Annotated in this window: 10 protein-coding genes and 1 pseudogene; 6 read left to right on the top strand and 5 right to left on the bottom strand. The window is 47.8% G+C overall.

The window, feature by feature from the left end; all coding sequences use genetic code 11:
- Positions 1-48: 48 nt before the first annotated feature.
- Genes BACCELL_RS01005 through BACCELL_RS01015 form a run of 3 tightly spaced genes read left to right on the top strand, consistent with a single transcriptional unit; the run spans position 49 to position 4912 of the window.
- Positions 49-1284, top strand: a complete 1236-nt coding sequence (locus BACCELL_RS01005) for a M16 family metallopeptidase (RefSeq protein ID WP_044153134.1) — start codon at positions 49-51, stop codon at positions 1282-1284.
- Positions 1281-2621: an MATE family efflux transporter gene (locus tag BACCELL_RS01010; protein ID WP_007209613.1), complete on the top strand. Its 1341-nt coding sequence runs from the start codon at positions 1281-1283 to the stop codon at positions 2619-2621. Before BACCELL_RS01005 ends, BACCELL_RS01010 begins: the two co-directional genes overlap by 4 nt.
- Positions 2618-4912: a hybrid sensor histidine kinase/response regulator gene (locus BACCELL_RS01015; RefSeq protein ID WP_007209614.1), complete on the top strand. Its 2295-nt coding sequence runs from the start codon at positions 2618-2620 to the stop codon at positions 4910-4912. Before BACCELL_RS01010 ends, BACCELL_RS01015 begins: the two co-directional genes overlap by 4 nt.
- Here the strand turns inward: BACCELL_RS01015 and BACCELL_RS01020 are convergent.
- Positions 4896-6158, bottom strand: a complete 1263-nt coding sequence (locus tag BACCELL_RS01020) for a transglutaminase domain-containing protein (protein WP_236100754.1) — start codon at positions 6156-6158, stop codon at positions 4896-4898. The genes BACCELL_RS01015 and BACCELL_RS01020 overlap by 17 nt on opposite strands.
- 360 nt (positions 6159-6518) lie before the next feature.
- Here BACCELL_RS01020 and BACCELL_RS01025 point away from each other — a divergent pair, with 360 nt between their 5' ends.
- The 3 genes and pseudogenes from BACCELL_RS01025 to BACCELL_RS01035 all read left to right on the top strand — a co-directional run bounded on the left by BACCELL_RS01025 (position 6519) and on the right by BACCELL_RS01035 (position 14577).
- Positions 6519-11153 (top strand): translocation/assembly module TamB domain-containing protein, encoded by a 4635-nt coding sequence (locus BACCELL_RS01025; RefSeq protein WP_007209617.1) that lies wholly within the window; start codon positions 6519-6521, stop codon positions 11151-11153.
- Positions 11154-11192: 39 nt separating this feature from the next.
- Positions 11193-13541 (top strand): translocation and assembly module lipoprotein TamL, encoded by a 2349-nt coding sequence (gene tamL / locus BACCELL_RS01030; protein WP_007209618.1) that lies wholly within the window; start codon positions 11193-11195, stop codon positions 13539-13541.
- Positions 13542-13666: 125 nt separating this feature from the next.
- Positions 13667-14577 (top strand): annotated as a pseudogene (locus BACCELL_RS01035) (nucleotidyltransferase family protein).
- Positions 14578-14823: 246 nt separating this feature from the next.
- Here BACCELL_RS01035 and BACCELL_RS01040 read toward each other — a convergent pair.
- The 4 genes from BACCELL_RS01040 to BACCELL_RS01055 all read right to left on the bottom strand — a co-directional run bounded on the left by BACCELL_RS01040 (position 14824) and on the right by BACCELL_RS01055 (position 18457).
- A complete protein-coding gene (locus BACCELL_RS01040; protein WP_007209621.1) occupies positions 14824-16485 on the bottom strand; it encodes an ABC transporter ATP-binding protein in 1662 nt (553 codons plus the stop codon).
- Between the two features lie 6 nt (positions 16486-16491).
- Positions 16492-17607 carry a nucleotidyltransferase domain-containing protein gene (locus BACCELL_RS01045; protein ID WP_044153135.1) on the bottom strand — a complete coding sequence of 372 codons (1116 nt, stop codon included), beginning with the start codon at positions 17605-17607 and terminating at the stop codon, positions 16492-16494.
- A gap of 3 nt (positions 17608-17610) precedes the next feature.
- Positions 17611-17877: a PqqD family protein gene (locus BACCELL_RS01050; protein WP_007209623.1), complete on the bottom strand. Its 267-nt coding sequence runs from the start codon at positions 17875-17877 to the stop codon at positions 17611-17613.
- 85 nt (positions 17878-17962) lie between these two features.
- Positions 17963-18457 (bottom strand): S24/S26 family peptidase, encoded by a 495-nt coding sequence (locus BACCELL_RS01055; protein ID WP_022209262.1) that lies wholly within the window; start codon positions 18455-18457, stop codon positions 17963-17965.
- Positions 18458-18464 lie beyond the last annotated feature (7 nt).

The raw sequence follows: 18464 nt of genomic DNA on the forward strand, positions 1-18464 counted from the left end.
CCGAAAAGAAAGAAATTCCTTTCTCCGATAAGTTACAATCTCTATTTTATGAAAATCAATAAACATATTCTCCCTAATGGTCTGCGACTGGTGCATTACCAGGATCTCAGTACTCAGATGGTAGCACTGAACATCGTCTATGATGTAGGTGCCCGGGACGAAGATCCCGAACATACCGGCTTTGCCCATCTGTTTGAACATCTGATGTTTGGCGGTTCTGTGAATATACCCGACTATGATGCTCCTTTGCAGTCGGCAGGTGGCGAAAACAATGCTTGGACGAACAATGACATTACGAACTATTACCTCACCGTCCCCAAGTCGAATGTAGAGATCGGCTTCTGGCTGGAGTCCGACCGTATGTTGGAACTGGCATTCAGTGAACAAAGCCTTGAAGTGCAGCGCGGTGTGGTCATGGAGGAGTTCAAACAGCGTTGTCTGAACCAGCCTTACGGAGATGTGGGACATCTTATCCGTCCGTTGGCTTATGAGGTGCATCCATACCGCTGGCCTACCATCGGGAAGGATTTATCGCACATCGAACAAGCTACACTGGAGGAAGTGAAATCATTCTTTTACCGCTTTTATGCACCTAATAATGCCGTGCTTGCCGTTACCGGAAATATATCATGGGAAGAAGCTGTTCGATTGACAGAAAAATGGTTCGGCCCGATTCCCCACAGGAATGTGCCTGTGCGACAATTGCCGCAGGAACCCGTACAGACGCAGGAACGCAGACAGGTAGTGAAACGTCCTGTTCCCTTGGATGCGCTGTTTATGGCTTTTCATATGTGTAGTCGCGAGCATCCTGATTACTATGCTTTTGATATTCTTTCAGATATCCTTAGTAACGGACGCTCCAGTCGCTTGAACCGTCGGTTGGTGCAGGAACAGAAATTGTTCTCCGGTATAGATGCTTATATTTCGGGAACGCGTGATGCGGGATTGCTGCATATCAGTGGAAAACCGTCAGCCGGAGTCTCACTGGAACAGGCTGAGACCGCTGTACGTAAAGAGTTGCAGGAGTTGCAGCAAGTGGCGATAGAAGAACAGGAATTGGAGAAAGTAAAGAATAAGTTTGAATCCACCCAGATATTCGGGAATATCAATTACCTGAATGTAGCTACAAATCTGGCATGGTTCGAACTGACCGGGCAAGCGGAGGATATAGACCGTGAGGTAGAACGGTATCGCGCAGTGACGGCAGAACGTCTGAAGACAGTTGCACAAGAGACTTTTCGTGAGGAAAACTCGGTGGTATTATATTATGAGAAAGATAAATGAATAGATTAATTGCTACATACAAGGGGCATTATAAAGCCCTCTTTTACTTAGGACTTCCCATTGTTATCGGTCAAATGGGAGTCATTGTTCTTGGATTTGCCGATACCTTGATGGTGGGACATCACAGCACGGCCGAGTTGGCTGCCGCTTCTTTCACCAACAATCTTTTTACACTTTGCATTATTTTCAGTACCGGTTTCTCTTATGGACTGACGCCTGTGGTGGGTGAGTTCTACGGTAACCGTCGTTTCATGGAGGCTGGACAAGCTTTGCGCTCAAGTCTGCTTGCCAATGTGTTGGTAGCATTGTTGCTGACGCTTATTATGACTGTCGTCTATTTCTGTGTGGAATACATGGGACAACCCGAGGAACTGATTCCCTTGATAAAACCTTATTTTCTGGTTCTACTTGCATCCCTGGTATTTGTCATGCTGTTCAATGGCTTTAAGCAATTTACGGATGGCATTACTCAAACGCAGACTGCTATGTGGGTGCTTCTTGGTGGAAATGCGCTGAATATTGTCGGCAATTATGTGCTGATTTACGGAAAGTTCGGTTTCCCGGAATGGGGATTGCTCGGTGCGGGTATCAGTACCCTGTTCTCACGCATCGTCATGGTTATTGCTTTTGCATTGATTGTTTTTCGTAGTCGGAGGTTCCTGAGATATAAAGTAGGGTTCTTCCGCTTGGGATGGTCGAAACAGATGTTCAGGAAATTGAATGGACTTGGGTGGCCTGTCGGTTTGCAGATGGGCATGGAGACGGCTTCATTCAGTCTCAGCACGATTATGGTCGGTTGGCTGGGAACTATTGCTTTGGCTTCACATCAGATTATGCTCACCATTTCTCAGTTTACCTTTATGATGTTTTATGGGATGGGGGCGGCGATTGCCGTTCGCGTCAGTAACTTCAAGGGGCAGAACGATATGGTGAATGTCCGCCGTTCGGCATATGCCGGCTATCATCTCATCTTGGCAATGGCGGTGGTGCTTCTGAGTATCGTGTTTCTGTTGCGCAATCAGGTCGGGGGCTGGTTTACGGATAGCGTGGAGGTTTCTGCCATGGTATCTTCTTTGTTCCTTCCATTCCTGGTTTATCAGTTTGGTGACGGACTGCAAATCAGCTTTGCCAATGCCCTGCGTGGTATTGCCGACGTAAAACCGATGATGTTCATTGCATTTATTTCTTATTTTGTTATATCTTTGCCTGTAGGATACTTATGCGGTTTCGTGCTGGGCTGGGGTACGGTCGGTGTATGGATGGCCTTCCCGTTCGGACTGACTAGTGCGGGTATTATGCTCTGGTTGCGTTTCCGCTATAAAACGAAAGATAAATGAATAATGTCTCCAAGAAGAAGATAGCTGCCGGTTATGCTGTCCTGCTGGCAGTCTTGCTTTATTCCCTGTTCTTCGTGCACCGGGAAATGGAGAATCTTATGAGTTCGGATAATAGTGATATTCTGCGTACGGACAGTCTGATAGGGCTTTTGAGAGAGAAGGATGCTAATACCGTCCGCCTGCTGCGTACACTGAGCGAAGCCAATGACAGCATGATTTCAGCCCGTGAAGTGGAACAGATTATTGCCGAACAGGATACTATTATCACCCAACAACGTGTACAACGCCGGGTTATTGCCCGTCGCGATACGGTTGTGACACAACCCAAGAAGAAAAGTTTCTTCCGCCGTTTGGGAGAAGTCTTCGTCCCACCACGCAAAGATTCAGCTGTTCAGGTGCAAACAACCCTTGAAGTTGCTACGGATACTGTACTCGATGCTTATAATCCGGTTGATTCCCTGCACGCGAAGCTGCGCACTGTTGCCCAACAGAAGAGGGCTACCAATAGTGTGATGCAGCGTCGTAAGCGAACTTTGCAACGTCTTGATCATGCACTGAGTGCTCGTATCGACAGTCTTTTGAAAGGATATGAACAGGAAACCCTGATGCGTGCCCGCGAAGAGGCTGAGTATCAGAAAGCTGTTCGGCATCGTTCTGCAACGATTATTTCGGGTATTGCTGCCGGGGCTGTTGTGCTGTCAGTTATCTTTCTTGTCATGATCTGGCGGGATGTCACCCGTAGTAACCGTTATCGGCGTCAATTGGAAGAAGCCAATCGTTTTGCCGAAGAGTTGCTTGCCTCCCGCGAAAAGTTGATGCTTGCCATTACCCACGATTTCAAGGCTCCCTTGGGTTCCATTATGGGATATGCTGACTTGCTCTCCCGGCTCACCGTTGACGGAAGGCAACGCTTCTATCTCGACAACATGAAAACTTCTTCGGAACACCTGCTGAAGCTCGTTACCGACTTGCTCGACTTCCATCGCCTCGACTTGAATAAAGCTGAGATAAATCGTGTTACTTTCCATCCCGCACGCTTGCTGGAAGAAATCTATGTCAGTTTCGAACCACTGACTTCTGCCAAAGGATTGTCTTTGAAGTGTGAGATAGATCCGGAACTGAAAGGAGCTTTTATCAGTGATCCATTGCGCTTACGCCAGATTGTCAATAACCTGCTCTCTAATGCAGTGAAGTTTACTTCAGAGGGCGGCATTACCCTGACCGCCTCTTTTGTGCCGAAAGGCGATTCCGTTTTTCCCGGTAACCATTTGAAACTCTCTGTTATCGATACGGGAAAGGGGATGGATCCTGGTGACCGTGAGCGTATTTTCCAGGAATTCACCCGTCTGCCCGGAGCACAGGGAGAGGAGGGATTCGGACTGGGACTGTCCATTGTTCGTATGCTGGTGCAACTGCTGGAGGGACGTATTGAGGTGGATAGCGTACTCGGAAAGGGGAGCACATTCACGTTACGGGTACCTCTGTATCCGGTGGCATTGGATAATGACACTTCCGCCTTGAATGAACAACCAAGTGAGGACTCACAAACTCAGATACCCGCATTACATATTCTCTTGATTGATGATGACCGCATTCAGCTTACTCTCACTGCCGCCATGCTTGCACAGAGTGGTATTACTTCCGTAACCTGCCTGCAACTGGATGAACTTTTGGAAGCCCTCCGTACTGATATTTTCGATGTGCTGCTGACCGATGTGCAAATGCCTGCCATGAATGGTTTCGATTTGCTGAGGCTGCTGCGTGCTTCGAATATCCCGCAAGCCAAGACAATTCCGGTGATTGCCGTTACCGCCCGTAGTGATATGAAGCGTGAGGAGTTTCTGCAACATGGTTTTGCCGGAAGTCTGCATAAGCCGTTTACGGTGAATGAATTGCTTGCAGAGATTGGTGTGCTGCAAGCAGATATTGCTACTGTTGATGCCGCCCCTTCTTCTACCTTGAATTTTTCCGCCCTTACCGCTTTTTCCGGTGATGATCCGGATGCGGCAAAATCCATACTGGAAAGTTTCGTCACAGAAACACGCCTGAATGTTGACCGCTTGCGACAGGCATTGGAAACAGAAGACACAGATGGCATTGCCGCTATGGGCCATAAGATGCTTCCTTTGTTTACTCTGTTGGGAGCCAATGATCTTGTTACTTTATTGAAAGAGCTTGAAGCCTCACGTGGAGTACCTTTTGATGAAAAAATAAAAGAGAAATCGCTTGCTGCTCTAAATCTGATAGAAGATATACTTGAACAAGCCTTCCTTTTTATTTCGTCTGCTTAAACATCCCTTTCCTCTGCTTGACCGGTAGCTTAAAGTACTGCCTCAGAAAAAGTTTATGTTTATATACGGTTGTTGCCACTTCCATTATCTGATCCCGTAATTTCAGGATAGGTTCCCTATATCTTTCCGGTGCGGTGCGGATGCTATTGAGCGCACTATCTGCCCGGTTTATCAATTCCTCAGGGACATCTACCATCGCCTGAATTTCTGCATCCGGTTTCAGGGGCTCAAATGCCTTATTCCGGTAACGGACGAATTCATTGATGGCGTCCGTAGCTTTTCCCTGTAAATCCATTGCCATATTGTAAGCATTCAGAATCTTCTGGTAGCCGGCGATGCGGATGTTGTTACTCGTAAGTTCCAGCATATAATAAACCAAATCATTACTTCGTCCGTTCGATAACATGCGTTGTCTGACACTTACCAGCCTTTCCAGTGTATCCTGCCGTGCATATAGCGCCAATGTATCCGCCCAATAGAACACCGGTACTGAGCGTTGTTCATCTACAACTCCTGTATCAAACTCTTCATAGCTCAGTGGACGTTCGCGGAACTGGAACATCGGATCGAAAGGCATGTGTGTTTTCAGTAATGTATCCGGTAACAGCTTGCAGAAACGATGATTCGGGGAAGGAATGAACTGGTAGTTTTCCACAAATCCGGCGCCCCATGTAGGGTCAAACATATACCATTTCCCACTTACTTTGGCTGCGCACCATTCATGTGGGTCGGGCAGTAAGGCACCGTCCCTGCGGTTATAGCCATCAATAACATAAGCATCCATTCCCGCTTCCTTCACCAGTGCTTTAAAAAGTAACGCATAATCCTGGCAAATACCTTTGCGTTCGGATAATATTTTTTGTATTTCTTTCGTCTCATCCGCTTCCTCGTTGCGAGAAGTATAGGTTATGTACACATTGTATTTAATATTTCTTGAAACCCAGGTGTAGATGGCGCGTGCCAGTTGGTCGTCTGTGCTGAGATGCTGTTTCAAGTAAGCTACAAGAGAAGAAACGCTCCTTCCGGCAGCTTCGGGTGCTGCAAGTGCCACGGAATCGGGAAACGTAAGGCGTTCAGGCATTATGCTGTCAGAAGATGCTTTTGATACAGCTGAAATTGAAAAAGCCTTATCCTGCGTGGCTGTATTACGCCATGCAGAAGACAATTTGCTGAAAGGAAAGAGGAGGCAGAGGGCGAATAGCCACACCGTGAGCCTGTTTGTTGATTGCCGGAACATACTTGTCATATCTATTTGATGGAAGCAAAGGTAGGGGATTTATTGATAAACAGCAAGGATAAATATTGAAAAATATGTGCAAAGGGAAATTTTGTGAGTAGTGTCTCTTTCATGATCTTGAACATGCCCTTGATCATGCCTGAAAACCTTCACTCATATGTACGGTATGACACCGTCTGACTGTCGTTAGTGGGTACGTGAGAAAGTGAAGTAATTTTCAGACGGGCGTTGAATATTGGCAACGACCCTCGCGGTATAAAGTACCGGATAGTGGAATAAATAGCCTTTTTGTCTTCTGCATCAACCAAATGTCGTTGGAATTTGTTTACTTTGTAACGATTTAAACACTGACTATCGATTGACGTCCTAATGAGAAGAAAATGGTTAAAATGGGTAGTGTGGATACTACTTACCCCTATCATATTATTTGCAATATTGATGGTATTGCTTTATATCCCTCCCGTACAGAACCTGATACGGAAGCAAGCTACTGCCATCGCATCCGAGGCAACGGGTATGGATATATCTGTTGAACGCATTGACCTCCGCTTTCCGCTGAACCTTTTGGTACGTGGTGTGCAGGTCATTCAGCCTATACAGGCAGATAAACAAATATCCTCAGCTCCCGGTGACTCTCTTGCCGTGAAACAAACTCCTGATACTTTGCTAACCCTGGAAAGCCTGAACGTGCGCGTGCAGGCATGGCCGTTGATACGTGGACAAGTAGAAGTGGATGAGGTAACCGTGAACGGAGTTTTCCTGAACTCTGCCGATCTGATAGAGGGGATCCGCATACGTGGTGTATTGGGACGTTTCTTCCTTGAAAGCCATGGCATAGACCTGAAGAAAGAGGATGTCGTCATCAATCGTGTGGAATTGAGTGATACTCATATGCTCGTTGTGATGAACGATACTACCACTGCCGAACCGGACACTGCGACTACCGCCCTTAATTGGAAAGTAGCCTTGCACAAGTTGGCACTGAAAAACGTTTCCGTTGATTTGCAAATGCCGTTGGATTCCATGCGTCTTGCTGCCCGTCTGGGTGATGCAGAGGTAGATGATGCGGTTGCTGACTTGGGCGGACAGATGTACGGTCTGAAGAAATTTGAATTGAGCAGTACTACGGTGAACTATGACACGGGCAGCCAATTGCTCAGTGTCATTAATAGCCTGATAGATACCGGTAGTCTTGCGGCTACTGATAGCACCGGTGTGAAACCTGCTCCCGGATTTGATGCTTCGCACATCGCCTTGCGGGATATTCATATTGGGGTGGACTCCGTGCTTTATCATGGACGGAATATCAATGCCGTTATCCGGGAATTCTCCATGAACGAGCGTTCCGGTCTGAGCGTCACTTCACTGACGGGAAGGGTATATGCTGATTCCACAGTCATTCAGGTGCCTTCCTTAAAATTACTTACCCCACACAGTGAAATGGATTTCACTGCCCAGACTTATTGGGAACTGGTGGAAATTCCTACTTCCGGACGACTCTCCGCTCGTTTCAATGCCCGCATCGGCAAGCAGGATGTGATGCTCTTTGCAGGTGATTTACCTGATACATTCAAGGATGCATATCCTTTCCGCCCCCTTACTATCCGTGCCGGTACGGAAGGTAACTTTAAGCAGATGCAGATTTCCCGCTTCAACATCGATCTGCCGGGTGCTTTTACCTTGAATGGTGGTGGTGAAATTTGGAATCTTACCGACAGTCTGACGCGCAACGGAAGCATTGACTTCGATATCCGGACACAAAATCTGAATTTCCTTACCGGACTGACAGGCGTCACCCCGGATGGCTCCATAGTAGTGCCGGACAGTATGCATTTGGCAGCACGTCTTGGCATGGATGGACCTAAGTATGATGCTACGCTTAAGTTGAAAGAACGTGAAGGGCTATTGAACTTGTTGGCGCACTATAACACTGCCACTGAAGCTTATCAGGCAGACCTTCATGTGGACGCCTTGCAAGTACACCACTTCTTACCTAAAGATTCTATCTATACCCTTTCGGCTAAGGTTGCCGCTAAAGGAAAAGGATTCGATCCCGCCAACCACCGTACCGTGGCTGCTGTACAAGCTTCTCTCGGCGAATTACAATACGGACACTGGAATATTTCCGGTATTGACCTGACAGCCGGATTGAAATCCGCTCTAGCCACTGTACACATGACGAGCGACAATGCCCTGCTGAAAATGCAGGCGGATGCCGATATGCGCCTTGATCGTAAATACCTGGATGGCAAGGTGGCTATGAATGTGGAGAATGTCGGTTTACATGAGTTAGGAATTTCTCCCAAGCCGTTGAAGCATCCTTTCGCTTTCACTCTCGGTGCCGAAGCACGCCATGACTCTATCAAGATGAGCATGGATGCAGGAGACCTCGACTTTCAGTTCCGTGCCCGCAGCACACTGAAGAAATTGCTGGAACAAGGTACTGCCTTTTCTACGCTTCTTACCAAGCAGATAGAATTGAAGCAACTCGATCATGTAGAATTACGGAAAGCACTGCCTTCAGCCGGTATGCAACTGAAAGCCGGTAAACAGAACCCTGTCAGTTATTTCCTGGCAACTAAGGATATTTCTTTTGATGATTTTGTGTTGCGTTTCGGCACTACCCCCCGACGAGGTATCAATGGGCGTACTGCTATACATGGTTTGCGTATGGACTCCCTGCAACTGGATACTATTTTCTTCGCTATCAGCCAAGATACTGCACGCATGAAGTTGCAGGGTGGTGTCATTAATGGTCCAAAGAACCCGCAGTTTGTCTTCCGCAGTACACTGACGGGTGAAATCCGTAATGAAGATGCCGAACTGACCTTGAATTATGTGGATGCGAAGGGAGATACCGGACTCGATCTGGGTATCAATGCCCGTCCTTTGATAGAGGGCCGGGGTAGGGGTAATGGTATTGCCTTCCGTTTGACACCTGCCGAGCCTATTATTGCTTTCCAGAAGTTCCGCTTTGTAGATAACAGAGACTGGATTTACTTGCATAAGAATATGCGCGTTTATGCCAATGTGGATATGGATAGCGACGATGGACTTTGCTTCCGCATGCAGTCCGACCGTTCCGACACCGTTTCCTTGCAGAATATCAATTTGGAACTCATACGTTTCCGCCTGGATAAACTGAGCGGTATTCTGCCATATATGCCCCGCATCACGGGACTTTTCTCGGCAGAAGCCAACTATATACAGACCGCAACCTCACTGCAAGTTTCCGCTGAGGCCGGTGTGGAAAAGCTGACTTACGAACGCCAGCCGGTAGGTAACATCGGATTGGGTGCCACTTGGCTTCCGGGTGATAAAGGTACACACTATCTGAATGCCTATTTCCGGTCGGGAGATCAGGAGGTAATGACCGCTGATGCCGTCTTGACCCAGAAGAACGGGCGCGATTCGGTTGAAGTCAACACTACTTTTGAGCATTTCCCACTCTCGCTTGCCAATGCTTTCATGCCCGACCAGGTAGTTGCCTTTACCGGTGACATCGACGGCGGACTCTATATCAGCGGTGCCATGGAGAAGCCTAAACTGAGCGGTGACCTCTCATTGGACAGTGTGTCCGTCTATGCCCGTCAGGCAGGTGCACGTTACTGGTTTGACAATCGTCCGTTGAAGATAGAGAATAATCAACTTATCTTTAATAAGTTTGCCATATACACCACCAGCCGGAATCCCTTTACGATAGACGGGAACGTAGACTTCCGCAATATGGAAAATCCGACAGCGAAGTTGAACCTGCGTGCACAGAACTACACTTTGCTTGATGCTCCCCGTACCAAGGAAAGTATGATTTACGGCAAAATCTTTGTAGATTTAAATGCCACTGTACGTGGTCCGCTGGATGGACTGACTATGCGTGGAAACATGAATCTGCTGGGTAACACAGATGTGACCTATGTGTTGACTGACTCTCCTCTGACTGTAGAAGACCGTTTGGGTGAACTTGTCACGTTCACTTCCTTTACGGATACTACTTCGGTGCAGGCAACTGAGGTCCCCACCATGTCGCTCGGCGGTATGGATATGTTGATGTCTGTGCACATCGATGATGCCGTACGTTTGCGTGCTGATCTTAGCCCCGACCGCAGTAGTCGTGTGGAACTGGAAGGTGGAGGTGACCTGAATCTGCAATATACTCCGCAAGGAGATCTCACATTGTCCGGTCGCTATACGTTGATAGGTGGTATGATGAAATATGCCCTGCCCGTTATCCCGTTGAAAGAGTTCCAGTTTGTCAATGGAAGTTATGTGGACTGGACGGGTAATCCGATGAACCCTTCACTCAACCTGACTGCTACGGAACGTGTCCGCGCTTCTGTATCCGATGGCGATGACGGCGGTTCGCGCATGGTGAACTTCGACGTTTCCATCAGCATCAAGAACCGTTTGGAGAACCCTGATTTAAGCTTTAATCTGAGTGCTCCCGATGATGCTACCGTACAGGGCGAACTGGCAGGAATGAGTGCCGATGAACGAAGCAAGCAAGCCATTACCATGCTTGCCACAGGTATGTATCTTTATAACAGCGGAAAAGGTGGTGGCTTAACTATGGGTTCCGCACTGAACAGCGTGCTGCAAAGTCAGATTAATGCGCTGACCGGAAATCTGAAGAACGCTTCTCTCAGTGTAGGCATTGAAGACCGTACCGCTGCTGAAACGGGTGATAAACAGACGGACTATAGTTTCCGCTACTCTCAGCGTTTCTTCAATGATCGTATACAGATTGTAATCGGTGGAAAAGTATCCAGTGGCGCTAATGCAACGAATGACGTAGAATCATTCATCGATAATATTTCTTTGGAATATCGTTTGGACAATAGCGGTACACGCTATGTCCGCGTGTTCCACAACAAAAACTATGAAAGTGTGCTCGATGGTGAGATAACCGAGACAGGTGTCGGCCTTGTGCTTCGCCGTAAGATGGACCGCCTGAGTGAGCTGTTCATATTCAAGAGAAAGAAGAAAGTAGAACCTGTGAGCGAATAGTGTAAAAGAAATAACAATAGCGCAATTTAAAGAATCAAAATGAAGAAACTCGTATACATCCTCCTTGCAACCCTGCTTCTGGCAGCCTGCTCCACTACTAAGCACCTGCCCGAAGGCGAAGTGCTCTACACCGGTCAGAAGCCGATGATTGTAGAGAACCGCTCTGATACCAAGGTAGGCGAGACTGCTATGGAAGAAGTAGAAGCCGCCCTTGCCAAAGCTCCCAATAACTCCCTGCTCGGTAGCTCCGAATACCGCATCCCTTTTCCATTCGGACTGTGGGTGTATAATGGTTTTGCGAAGTACAAAAAAGGTTTTGGTAAGTGGATATTCAATCGCTTTGCCGCCACTCCCGTACTCATATCTTCCGTTAATCCGGACATCCGGCAGAAAGTAGCGACGAATATCCTGCATGATTATGGGTACTTCAATGGCACGGTAAGTTATCAAACTTTCGTTAATCCTAAGGACAGTCTGAAAGCTAAATTGCAATACACGGTCGATATGCGTAACCCGTATTTCATTGATACCGTATATTATCGGGGATTCAATAGTACGACGATGCAGATTATCAACCTTGGTCGTCGGCGCTCCCTGATCAGTCCGGGTGAACAGTTCAATGTTACTGATCTTGATGGTGAGCGTACCCGCATCAGCGGTTTGCTGCGTAATATGGGGTATTACTATTTTCGCCCTGACTACCTGACTTACCAGGCCGATACAACTCTCGTTCCCGGTGGGCACGTCAGTCTGCGCATGATCCCTGTTCCCGGTATGCCGAAGGACGCCGAACGCCCTTTCTTTGTAGGTAAAACTAATTTCTACCTCCACGGTCCGCAAGGACAAATGCCCAATGACAGTCTTTACTACAAGACTTTCTGGATACACTATTACGATAAACTGAAGATACGTCCCAATATGCTCCACCGTTGGCTGAACTACCAAGGTTACCAACGGAAACGCCAGGAACTGGACAAGGGAGGTATGCGCCGTCGTCCGGAAAAGCTATATAGCCAATACCGGCAAACCCGTATCCAGGAGCGTCTGGCAAGTGTGGGCATCTTCCGTTATCTGGAGATGCAATACACACCCCGCGATACGGCACTCGTTTCCGATACGCTGGATGTGAATATCCGTGCCATGTTGGATAAACCGTATGATGCCGAATTGGACTTTAATGTCACCATGAAGAGCAATAACCAGACCGGTCCCGGTGCCGCCTTCACCGTAACGAAGAACAACGTCTTCGGTGGTGGTGAAACCTGGAATGTGAAAGTGAACGGTTCTTATGAATGGCAGACGGGTAAGAACAGCAGCTCGCTGATGAATAGCTACGAGTTGGGCCTATCTTCTGCACTTACCTTCCCACGTATCGTCTTCCCCCGGATGGGTACCAAGGAATATGACTTCCCGGCTTCCACCACCTTCCGTGTCTACATAGACCAGATGAACCGTGCCAAGTACTACAAACTGCTTGCTTTCGGTGGAAACGTCACGTATGACTTTCAGCCTGTGCCTACCCGGAAACATAGTATCACGCCCTTCCAACTGACATTTAATGTGTTGCGCAATCCGACTGCGGCTTTTGAAGAAATACAGGCTCAGAACCCGGCTCTTTACATCAGTCTCCGTAATCAGTTTATTCCCAAGATGGAATATACCTATACCTATGATAACGCTTCTCTTCGCAATGTACGTAATCCCATCTGGTGGCAGACTACATTCGGATCTGCCGGTAATCTGACCTCTTTGATTTATAAGGCATTCGGACAGTCTTTCAGCAAGGAAGACAAGAAATTGCTGGGAGTACCTTTCGCACAATTCCTGAAGCTGAATTCGGAATTCCGCTATCACTACAGGATAGACAAGAACCAGATGATTGCTTCCCGTATTGCAGGAGGAGTAATCTGGTCCTACGGAAATGCAACGACTGCGCCTTATACCGAACAGTTCTATATTGGTGGCGCCAACAGTATCCGTGCCTATTCTGCCCGCAGTATCGGGCCCGGTGGCTATCCACCCGATAAAGAGAAAAAGTATTCCTATATCAACCACGTGGGCGATATCCGTATGGAAGCAAACGTGGAATACCGCTTCCGTATTCTCGGCGACCTGCACGGAGCTATCTTCCTCGATGCAGGTAATGTTTGGTTGATGCGTAAGGATAAAGACCGTCCTGATGGACAGCTGACGTTGAAGAATTTCCCGAAACAGGTTGCTTTGGGTACCGGTGCCGGTCTGCGTTACGACCTGGACTTCCTTGTATTCCGTTTCGACTGGGGAGTGGCACTGCATGATCCGTATGATACAGGTAAGAAGGGATATTATAATATTCCGAAGTTTAAAGATGGTATGGCATGGCATTTTGCTATCGGTTATCCGTTCTAATGGCGGGTTTTGTACGATAGAGCTAAAATATGAACCAATTGTCTACCTTTCTTGACTTTATTTTTTGTAATTTTGCCCCGTAATCAAAACAAGGATACACTAACCTTTTTAAATAATAACTAAGTATGAAACCAACTTTATTCTTATTGGCAGCCGGAATGGGCAGCCGTTACGGTGGCTTAAAGCAATTGGACGGACTGGGTCCGAATGGCGAAACTATTATGGACTATTCAATTTATGACGCCATTAACGCCGGATTTGGTAAGCTCGTTTTCGTAATCCGTAAGGATTTTGAGAAAGACTTCCGTGATAAAATTATTTCCAAATACGAAGGTCATATCCCGTGCGAATTGGTGTTCCAGTCTATCGACGATCTGCCCGAAGGCTTCACTTGCCCCGAGGTCGTACGAAGCCCTGGGGAACCAACCACGCCGTAATGATGGGTGCTGATGTAATTCAGGAACCGTTTGCCGTTATCAACTGCGACGACTTCTATGGTCGCGATTCTTTCCAGGTAATGGGTAAATTCCTTTCTGCACTGCCCGAAGATTCAAAGAATGTATATTCAATGGTAGGTTTCCGCATTGGTAATACACTGAGCGATAGCGGTACTGTATCTCGCGGCCTTTGCGGTACGGATGCCAACAATCTGCTGACTTCTGTTGTAGAACGCACTAAGATTCAACGTATGGACGGAGAAGTGAAATACATTGATGATAATGGCGAATGGACGGCTACTCCCGAAACTACTCCGGTAAGTATGAACTTCTGGGGCTTTACTCCCGATTACTTCGCATACAGCTGCGATTTCTTCAAGAGCTTCTTGAGCGATCCGAAGAATATGGAGAATCTGAAGAGTGAATTCTTCATTCCGTTGATGGTAGATAAATTGATTCAGGACGGTGTCGCTACATGCGAGGTCCTTGATACTACAAGCAAATGGTTTGGCGTGACTTATCCTGAGGATCGTCAAAGTGTTGTAGATAAAATCCAGGCTTTAGTGGATGCGGGTGAATATCCTGCCAAGCTATTTTAAGTCTGGAGAACTTTGCGAAAGCAAATTTAAAATTAGGAATGAAAGGGAGTCATCGTGAGATGGTTCCCTTTCTTAATTTCATGGCTATGCGTCTTTCTGACCGAAGATAGAGACCGGACGGCTGAAGCATATAGTCTTATCACCTGTTTGATGCTTTGATATGATCCGGTTCATTACGAGGGGTGATGCAAAAGGTGGCATCTTTTGCTGTTAAAGATGAAGGCGAGATGAATGCAAGATGGATGCTTAAAGTTGTATAGTTGCTTCGCAAGCCTCGGCTACTGCCGGATGGTGTGTGATGAAGATGAATGTTTTGCCTGTGCAGTCTCTGCGCAGGTTTTTTATTAGTTGCCGTTCCGTTTCGGGATCAAGGGCGGAAGTAGCTTCGTCCAGCAGCAGGATGTGTCCGGGACGGAGGAGGGCGCGGGCGATGGCGATACGCTGGGCTTGTCCTTCGCTGAGGCCGCCACCTTGTTCGTTGAGGTTGGTATCTATTCCGTCCGGTAAAGAGAGAACGAAGTCAGCACAGGCGGTACGGAGAGCTTGGAGCATTTCGGCTTCGGTGGCATGAGGGTTACCCATTAGCAGGTTGTCGTGAATGGTACCGCTGAAAAGAGTGTTTCCCTGGGGGACATAGACGAAGTTGGAACGGGTTTGAGGGGAAACTTCGAGAGTTGAGAGTTGAAAGTTGAGAGTTGAGAGTGGGGGCTGCGCTGTGTTTGCAGGCGAAAGGGTGATGCTTCCTTCTTGCGGAGTGGCGAGTGCGAGAAGCAACCGGATCAGGGTAGTTTTTCCGGCACCGGTTTCACCCAATACGGCAGTGCAGCTTCTGGCGGGGAAGTTGCAGGAGAAGTGTTTTAATATAGGTCGGTCTCCTGTTGAATAACTGAATGTGACATCCTTCAATTGTAAGTCCGGGGTTTGGGGGAACAGTTGTGCGGTTCCACTTGCTTCGGGGGGAAGTTCTTCCAGTTCCATCAGTCGCTCTACGGCGGTGAGGGCATTGATAAAGGAAGGCAGCAGGCGTGAAAGATCGAGGGCAGGTCGTTGCACTTTTCCTACCAATTGCAGGAAGGCGGTCATTGTTCCGAAGGTGATACTGCCTGTGCTAAGGCGTATTGCTCCCCAAAGAAATGCTGTAAGATAGCCGCCGGAAAACGCAAATGCCACCAGCATACGTGCAGAGAGCGAAAAGCGGGTACGACCGAATATCTGACTACGGAGTGCATCTTGCAGATCATCCAGTTTTCCGATATGCCGGTCGCTTTGTTCCAGGGTTTTGATGACGGTTCGGTGTTGCAGGCTTTCTTGTATAACGGATTGGATACGGCTGTCGCTCTGCCGGATTTCACGGGTGTAGCGGCGCATTCGTTTCATATAGAAGCGGCTACCCAATAGGAAAATAGGTAGAATGCCTACCACTACCCAAGGCAGGGACGGATCGAGAAAGCAGAAGAATACGAATGCGGCTACCAACTGAACGATGGTAACTATGAAAGCCGGAATTGTACTGGTCAGTACCCCCACGATAGCGGCGGTATCTTGTTCCATCCGGTTTACGATATCGCCGGTGTGGAAGCGTTCCAATTCGTTCCAACGGCTTTGTAATAGACGGGAGAATAGGCGGTGGCGCAGTGCGTTTCCAGTTTCCACTTGCATACGGGCACTGAGCCAGGTGTCGATGGCTCCGCACAGAAGTTGGGCGATTAACAAAGCGATAGTAAGGATAGCGGCATTGGGCAGGCTTCCGATGGTGGCACCTGTGGCAATGTCGATGACGACCTTGGAAGCATAAATAAAGGCAAGAGAAACCGCTACCCCAATGATACCTGTGAGGCAGGAGAGGAGAATACGTCCCCGTTGTCCGTGAGATACTTCCCAGATGTACTTTATTTGTTCTGTCTTCATAATAAGTTAGTTACGAGCTGCGAGCTTGTTAATTTGTATTGTTACTGTTCCCTTTATCAGCGTCACCGGATACCATAACGCCTCATTGGGAGCAAACTTTCGCAGCTTCATGCAGCGTTTGGTTGCCCGGCAGAAAGTGTGCCATTTTCCGGCCCAATAACCTTTGGGACGTGGCTTGATGCGTGCGTCATGCTGACCGAAGTTTCCGGTAGCAAAGATATCATCCAGTAAGATTTCTCCTGCTCGTTCCATACCTTTGACGGAGAAGGGTAGATTGTCTTCCGGCAAACCCAGATAATGTACGGCGATATATCCGAAAGCTTTTGCGGCACGTAGCAATCCTACTTTGCGGAAATACTTTTCCAGCAAAAGTTTGTCAATATCTTCATGACGTGTTGCCAACAGACGGGTCCAGTCGCAAACCTGGCGAAGGCCGATGCCGCTGTTCAGGAAATGGACGAATGCATGCATGAAGATATACAGCGCATTGAATGTTACAGGCGGGAGGCTGACGGGATATTCGTGTATCTCTCTTGTTTCAGCATGCTGTGGGTACCATTCCTGTATCAGACGCTGGAAGTACCGGTTACCTGCCGGATTGTTAATCCGCAGGATGATACGATGGTTTTCTATATGAACGCCATGAAATGAATAGCTGGCGTGTTTGTCCGATGTTTCTCCTTCTGCCTCTGCACCGTGACGGAGCAGAATATTGTTGGCTATGGGCTGTCCTTCCTTTCCGATATAGACGTCGATGTCGCCACATTGACGGTGTAATGGGTTTATGTAGTGAGTGGCGATGCCTTGTCCTTTCAGTAGAATAGGGTGTAGACCGGCTTCCCGGTATGGCATAAAAACTTCCGGGAGTTCTTCATTCAGGCGGAGGTTAGACTGCTCGATTTGTACTACTTTAGCTGCCCATTGCAGGTAGAGCGGTCGAGGTGGGCGCAGTTCTGCCGGCAGACTGAGCACTCCGTCGAAGGTAATGGCGAGAAGGGCTTGGGTACGTGCCAGCTGGTATATTTCTTCCCAGTCGGCACTGTTCATGCTACTGAACGGGGTTGGGTCGACGGGGGTGTTCCATAATCCGGAACGTACCAAGGTTAGGAAAGTACGACGCATATGCTATTCTATGATTCCGGCTTCCAGCCAGTTCTTTATCAGTTGTTCTGCATCCCGCTTTGCGGTTTCAGCGTCTACTTCGTAGTTTTCCGTAAGGAAATCGGTAAGGGTGTCGGTATTGAAATCTGTTCCTTCCACATGTTGCCAAAGGCGGGTTGCCGTAGGGTTCAGGCTGATGATATTGCTGAAATCTACGTTTCCTGTACCGTTGTGCATGATGATGTGTTCGTCACCAATCTGATGTAAAGTAAATCCGTTCTTAATTTTCATTGTTTGTATGTATTAGGGGTTGTTATTGTGATAATTTCTCATCTGCAAATGAAGCGGATGACACTGATTTTTTGTTACGCAGTATTTAATCCTGCGTTATCCGCGTCATCTGCGGATGAAAAATCTTTCTTCTTCTGAATATTGCCAATAGCCATCGCCTTACAGGGGTCAGTTTCATCCACCAAAAAGAGTAGCGCTGCCAGACACGGTCATTACACGGATATTCTTTCTCTTTACGGATGGCGGCAATCATTACTCCCATGACGTTGGCTATGTTGGTCTGTTCGGTTATTCGTATATTACCGTCTCCCAGTAATGTTAGCTCTTGGCCGTTGCGGTGGATGATGCGGTGGAAGATAATACGTCCGTTCGTATCTCTGGCAAGTACGGCAACGCCCGGTTGTAAATCATCATCGGTAAAAGGGCCTAAAATAATACGGTCGCGGCGGTCTACAAGAAACGGGTTCATACTATTTCCTCTGACCGTCAGGGTTACGGTATGTCCTTCGCTGATGAGGCGTGCTACTTCGGGTAACAGTACCTCGTTGGGGATAATTCTTTTTCGTCCGTTATCTATCATTCTTTTT

The organism is Bacteroides cellulosilyticus DSM 14838 (assembly GCF_000158035.1).
Lineage (GTDB): Bacteria > Bacteroidota > Bacteroidia > Bacteroidales > Bacteroidaceae > Bacteroides > Bacteroides cellulosilyticus.

Excerpts from the sequence above, each read along its gene's own strand:
- BACCELL_RS01005 (WP_044153134.1), top strand. The coding sequence starts at position 49 with ATGAAAATCAATAAACATATTCTCCCTAATGGTCTGCGACTGGTGCAT.
- BACCELL_RS01010 (WP_007209613.1), top strand. The coding sequence starts at position 1,281 with ATGAATAGATTAATTGCTACATACAAGGGGCATTATAAAGCCCTCTTT.
- BACCELL_RS01015 (WP_007209614.1), top strand. The coding sequence starts at position 2,618 with ATGAATAATGTCTCCAAGAAGAAGATAGCTGCCGGTTATGCTGTCCTG.
- BACCELL_RS01020 (WP_236100754.1), bottom strand. The coding sequence starts at position 6,158 with ATGACAAGTATGTTCCGGCAATCAACAAACAGGCTCACGGTGTGGCTA.
- BACCELL_RS01025 (WP_007209617.1), top strand. The coding sequence starts at position 6,519 with ATGAGAAGAAAATGGTTAAAATGGGTAGTGTGGATACTACTTACCCCT.
- tamL (WP_007209618.1), top strand. The coding sequence starts at position 11,193 with ATGAAGAAACTCGTATACATCCTCCTTGCAACCCTGCTTCTGGCAGCC.
- BACCELL_RS01040 (WP_007209621.1), bottom strand. The coding sequence starts at position 16,485 with ATGAAGACAGAACAAATAAAGTACATCTGGGAAGTATCTCACGGACAA.
- BACCELL_RS01045 (WP_044153135.1), bottom strand. The coding sequence starts at position 17,607 with ATGCGTCGTACTTTCCTAACCTTGGTACGTTCCGGATTATGGAACACC.
- BACCELL_RS01050 (WP_007209623.1), bottom strand. The coding sequence starts at position 17,877 with ATGAAAATTAAGAACGGATTTACTTTACATCAGATTGGTGACGAACAC.
- BACCELL_RS01055 (WP_022209262.1), bottom strand. The coding sequence starts at position 18,457 with ATGATAGATAACGGACGAAAAAGAATTATCCCCAACGAGGTACTGTTA.